A 4,351-nucleotide genomic window follows, 5' to 3' on the forward strand; every position below is an offset into this window, starting at 1 on the left:
GCGGCCGGCCTGCGGGCCGGGTCCTTGGCCAGGCAGGCGGTGACCAGGTCGGCCAGGGGCGGGGGCAGCATGCCGGTGTCGGGGGTGTCGTGCAGGACGCGGTGCATCACCGCGGGCACGGTGTCGTCTCCGAAGGGGGGTCGGCCGGTGGCGGCGAACAGGATGGTGGCTCCCCAGGCGAACATGTCGGTCCAGGCGCCGGTCTCCTGTCCGCTCACCTGCTCGGGCGCCATGTACGCGGGCGTTCCGACGATCTGGCCCGTCGTGGCGGAGGTGCCGCCGAGGGCTTCGGCGGTGCCGAAGTCGGTGACCCGGGGACCGTCCTCGGCCATCAGCACGTTCGGTGGTTTGAAGTCGCGGTGCGCGATCCCGGCGTGGTGGACGGCCGCGAGCGCGGTGGCGGTGGCGATGGCGAGGCGCCGCAGGGCCGCGCCGGTCCGCGGGCCCTCTTCGTCGACGAGGGTGAGCAGGGACGGGCCGGGCACGGACGCGCTGACGATGTAGGGCCGGTCGCCGTGGACGCCGGCGTCCAGCACGCGGGCGGTGCAGAAGTCGGCGACCCGCCCGGCGGCCCCCGTTGCGCGCACGAACCGGTCGCGCGCCTTCGGGTCGCGTCCGATCGAGGCGCGCAGCAGCTTGACGGCCACGTCCCCGCCGTCCGGCCCGCGCCCGGCGTACACGACGCCCTGGCCTCCCTCGCCGAGGCGGCCGGTCAGCTCGTACCGTCCGAGCCGTTCCGGGTCGTCGGGTTCCAGTGTTACAGCCATGGTTGTCTATTTGACCATGCGGCGTCCCCCGCCGCGCCCGGTTCGCCCGCACGGGCGGCGGCTCTGGGGGGTGGTCTCCCCGGCAGGATTCGAACCTGCGTTCTCCGGCTTCGGAGGCCGGTGCTCTGTCCGCTGAGCCACGGGGAGGCGTCCCCGCCCCCGGGTGACAGGGGGGCGGGGACCGAGACGCCGGTGGGATTCGAACCCACGTGAGACGGTTTTGCAGACCGCCGCCTTACCGCTCGGCCACGGCGTCGGGGCCCGCCCGGTGCGGGCGGGCGGCGACCTCGGCGGGATTCGAACCCGCGGCTTCCGGCGTGACGGGCCGGTGCTCTGACCGCTGAGCTACGAGGCCGGGTATCGGGCCCGGACGGGCGCACGGGCGCGCACCGACGCGGGCAGGGGGAACGGGCAGGGAACGGGGTGGACCCGGCCGCTACGAACGGACGTGTCCGGCGATCGGCAGCCAGACGCGGGGAAAGCGCGCCGCCGGGACGATCCGGGTCCTGCGGCGTGCGCTGTGGGCGCGTCTACCGGGTTCGGGTTCGGCGGCGACAGCGCCGGGCGTCGGTGGTGCGGCTCATGTGGTCCCGGCCCTCCTCGCCCGTCATGTTCCCGTCGCGGTGTCCCGGAGCGGCGGTGTCGGTGCCGCGTTCGCCGGGGCCGCGGCGCCCGGGGGCGCCGTCGGCTCCGCCAGGATCTCCCGGTGCGGCGGGGCGGCGCAACGCATTTTCGCCGCGTCCGCGCCCCGGGTTTCCGCTGAGCGGAAAGCCGCTGTTCCGCGGGGTGGCGGGCGCGGTGAGGGTGGGGGCTACGCATTCGGCCGACGGGTCCGTGGGAGGAACGATGGCGCTGCTCGATCCCGGGGGGTGGACGGGGAAGATCTTCGATGGCGGGTGGGTCTCCGGCGGGGGCGGCGGCTTCGACGTCGTCGAGCCGGCGACCGGCGGCGTGCTGGGGGTGCTGGGTCGGGCGGACGGCGCGGACGCGGCGCGGGCCGCGGCGGCGGCCGCGGCGGCGCAGCGCGACTGGGCGGCCCGCTCCTACGAGGAGCGCGCGGCGGTGCTGCGGCGCGCGGGGCGGCTGTTCGAGGAGCACGCCGCCGAGATCGAGGGCTGGATCGTGCGGGAGGCGGGGTCGATTCCGCCGAAGGCGGCGCTGGAGGCGTCGTTCGCGGCGAACCTGTGCCATGAGGCGGCGGCGCTGGCGTCGCATCCGCAGGGGCTGGTGCTGCCGTCGGCGCAGCCGCGGTGGAGCCTGGCGCGGCGCCGCCCGGCGGGGGTGGTGAGCGTGATCGCGCCGTTCAACTTCCCGCTGATCCTGTCGATGCGGTCGGTGGCTCCGGCGCTGGCGCTGGGCAACGCGGTGCTGCTGAAGCCGGACCCGCGGACGGCGGTGTGCGGCGGCGTGGCCGTCGCGCGGATCTTCCAGGAGGCGGGCCTGCCGGAGGGGGTGCTGCATCTGCTGCCGGGCGGCCGGGAGGCCGGCGAGGCGGTGGTGGCGGCGCCGGAGGTGCGGGTGGTGTCGTTCACCGGGTCGACGGCGGCGGGCCGCGCGATCGGGGAGGTGTGCGGGCGGCTGCTCAAGCGCGCGCACCTGGAGCTGGGCGGCAACAACGCGCTGATCGTCCTGCCGGGCGCGGACGTGTCCGCGGCGGTCGCGGCGGGCGCGTGGGGCTCCTACCTGCACCAGGGGCAGATCTGCATGACGACCGGGCGGCACCTGGTGCACGAGAGCCTGCACGGGGAGTACGTCGAGGCGCTGGCGGCCAAGGCCGACGGGCTGGCGGTCGGGGACCCGGCGGCGGGCCCGGTGCACCTGGGCCCGATCATCGACCGGGGCCAGCTGGAGCACGTGGACGCGCTGGTGCGCGGCACGGTCGCGGCGGGCGCGCGGCTGGCGGCGGGCGGCGTCCACGAGGGGCTGTTCTACCGGCCGACGGTGCTGGCGGACGTCGCCCCGTCGATGCCCGCGTACGCGCAGGAGGTGTTCGGGCCGGTGGCGCCGGTGGTGCCGTTCTCGACGGTGGAGGAGGCGGTGGCGCTGGCCGCCGACAGCGAGTACGGGCTGTCGCTGGGGATCCTGGGCGACGTGGGCGAGGCGATGCGGATCGCGGACGCGGTCCCGACGGGGCTGGTGCACATCAACGACCAGACGGTCAACGACGAGCCGGTGGTGCCGTTCGGCGGGCTGGCGGCGTCGGGGAACGGGTCGCGGTTCGGCGGCCCGGACGCCAACATCGAGGCGTTCACCGAGACGCAGTGGGTGACGATGCGCGGCGACATCGCCCCGCACCCGTTCTGATCGGCGTCAGCGCGAAGCGTGGCCGCGGCCCGCCGTCCCCCGCCGGGGCGGCGGGCCGCGCCGCGTCGCGGGCCCTGCCGCGCGGCCGTCCGGTCCGGCGGCGGTCCGGCGGCGGGCTGGGTCAGGTGAGCAGGTGGGTGCGGGCGCGGACGGCGGCGCGGACGGCGTCGGCGGTCTCGGCCGCGGTCTGGGCGGTGCTGTCGATGACGTGCCGCTCGAGGTCGCCGAGGTCGCCGAGGTCGCCGAACCGGCGGTGCATGTCGCGCAGGGGGCCGGGGTCGGTGAGCGCGCCGGCGCCGCGGCGGGCGGTGCCGCGCGCGACGGTGGTGTCCTCGTCGGCGCGCAGCACCAGGTAGTGCAGCCGCACTCCGGCGCGTCCGGCGGCGGTGACGAGGGGGCCGGTGAACCAGGGGCCGACGACGCCGTCGACGATGACGTGGAATCCGCCTTGGGCGTAGCGGGCGGCGGCGCCGGCGATGACGTCCATGACCACCCGGTTCTGCTCGTGGGCCTCGGGCAGGTAGGGGGCGACGGCGCCGCGGCGGATGAAGGCGTAGAAGTCGTCGGTGTGCAGGTGGACGCTGGGCGTGGCGGCGTCGGCGAGGATCCGCGCGACGGTGCTCTTGCCGGTGCCCGGCGGCCCGGTGACGACCAGTACGTCCGTCGGCCGCGCGTCGCGGGTCGTGTGCATGCGGCTATTATCGGGGCCCGGCCGCCCGGTCCGTCCCGACCGCGCGCCGTCCGGGGTCCGGCGCGGGGCCGGCCGCGAGGAGGGGTGGTCGGTAGGGTGCGCGGGACGTCGTCCGCGCGGGGCGCTGGAGGGGTTCATGGGTCGCGATCCGCAGTATCTGGCGTTCATGCGCGACCGGCTCGCGGCCGCCGCGGCGGCCGCGGGTGGGGGCGGGCGGCGGTCGCTGGCCGAGGCGCGCCGGGAGCACGCGGCCGATCTGGCGCGGTCGCCGCGGGTGCCGGTCGGCGCCGTGGCGGACGTGCCGGTGGCGGGCGCGGCGGGCCTGCTGCGGGGGCGCCTGTACCGTCCGGCGGGCGAGCGTCCGGGAGGGCCGCTGCTGGTGTACTTCCACGGCGGCGGGTGGGTGTTGGGCGACGTGGAGTCCTACGACCCGGTGGTGCGGGCGCTGGTGGCGGCGAGCGGCGCGGCGGGCGGTGCCGCGCGCGACGGTGGTGTCCTCGTCGGCGCGCAGCACCAGGTAGTGCAGCCGCACTCCGGCGCGTCCGGCGGCGGTGACGAGGGGGCCGGTGAACCAGGGGCCGACGACGCC

The 4,351-nt window shown here is 77.0% G+C and carries 4 protein-coding genes and 3 tRNA genes; 2 read left to right on the forward strand and 5 right to left on the reverse strand.

What is annotated here, in order from left to right:
* The 4 genes from DMH08_RS38710 to DMH08_RS38725 all read right to left on the reverse strand — a co-directional run.
* Nucleotides 1-767 (reverse strand): serine/threonine-protein kinase (locus tag DMH08_RS38710; protein WP_148108659.1); only part of this gene is annotated, 767 nt, incomplete at its 3' end.
* Nucleotides 768-838: 71 nt separating this feature from the next.
* A tRNA-Arg gene (locus DMH08_RS38715) sits at nt 839-914 on the reverse strand.
* Nucleotides 915-951: 37 nt separating this feature from the next.
* Nucleotides 952-1,023, reverse strand: a tRNA-Cys gene (locus tag DMH08_RS38720).
* Between the two features lie 26 nt (nt 1,024-1,049).
* Nucleotides 1,050-1,122 (reverse strand) — tRNA-Asp (locus DMH08_RS38725).
* Nucleotides 1,123-1,613: 491 nt separating this feature from the next.
* On the opposite strand from DMH08_RS38725, the gene DMH08_RS38730 reads away from it, so the two are divergent.
* Nucleotides 1,614-3,071: a benzaldehyde dehydrogenase gene (locus DMH08_RS38730; protein ID WP_125621214.1), complete on the forward strand. Its 1,458-nt coding sequence runs from the start codon at nt 1,614-1,616 to the stop codon at nt 3,069-3,071.
* Nucleotides 3,072-3,192: 121 nt separating this feature from the next.
* Here DMH08_RS38730 and DMH08_RS38735 read toward each other — a convergent pair whose 3' ends face one another.
* On the reverse strand, nt 3,193-3,762 hold the full coding sequence (locus DMH08_RS38735; protein ID WP_199748227.1) for an AAA family ATPase: 570 nt from the start codon (nt 3,760-3,762) through the stop codon (nt 3,193-3,195).
* A 136-nt stretch (nt 3,763-3,898) separates the two neighbouring features.
* On the opposite strand from DMH08_RS38735, the gene DMH08_RS38740 reads away from it, so the two are divergent.
* The coding region (locus DMH08_RS38740; protein WP_233618067.1) for an alpha/beta hydrolase at nt 3,899-4,351 on the forward strand (453 nt) is incomplete at its 3' end.

Origin of the sequence: Actinomadura sp. WAC 06369 (assembly GCF_003947565.1) — a bacterium.
GTDB lineage: Bacteria > Actinomycetota > Actinomycetes > Streptosporangiales > Streptosporangiaceae > Spirillospora > Spirillospora rifamycini.

Bases quoted from the DNA above. Each gene is read 5' to 3' on its own strand.
- DMH08_RS38730 (WP_125621214.1), top strand. From the start codon at position 1,614: ATGGCGCTGCTCGATCCCGGGGGGTGGACGGGGAAGATCTTCGATGGC.
- DMH08_RS38735 (WP_199748227.1), bottom strand. From the start codon at position 3,762: ATGCACACGACCCGCGACGCGCGGCCGACGGACGTACTGGTCGTCACC.